This is a genomic window from Nonomuraea candida (assembly GCF_000725485.1).
Taxonomy (GTDB): domain Bacteria; phylum Actinomycetota; class Actinomycetes; order Streptosporangiales; family Streptosporangiaceae; genus Nonomuraea; species Nonomuraea candida.
The window spans coordinates 1-382 of sequence record NZ_JOAG01000158.1 but is presented as its reverse complement, the minus strand read 5'-3'; the positions used below and the strand labels follow the sequence as shown (position 1 = coordinate 382).

The 382-nt window shown below is 68.3% G+C and carries 1 pseudogene; it reads right to left on the bottom strand.

Annotated elements, in window-relative coordinates:
- Window positions 1-382: pseudogene (locus IO39_RS43500) on the bottom strand (RHS repeat domain-containing protein); the annotation flags it as partial.

The window sequence follows — 382 nt, the reverse complement described above, 5'->3', positions numbered from 1 at the left end:
GCGCTCCTCCACCCCGCCCTGGATGCGGCTGTCGAGCCGGCCCAGGTTGTCGTAGGTGTAGGTGGCGTCCCCGTCGGAGACCAGGTTGTCGAAGGCGTCAAACGTGAGTTGCCTGGTCACGCCGTTCGTGGTCTCGGTGGCCAGCGTGCCGCGCGGCGTGTAGGTGTAGATGGTGCCGCCGCCCGACAGCAGGCGGTTGCGCTGGTCGAAGACGAAGCTCGTGTCGCCCACCTTGACCCGGTTGCCCGAGTCGTCCCACTCATAGGTGGTCGTGGTGCCGTCCGGGCCGGTCCAGGAGGTCATCCGGTCCGAGCGGTCGTAGGTGTAGGTGTTGTTCCCGGCGCCGGCCGTGCCCGCCGTCACCTTGGAGGTCAGGTTGTCG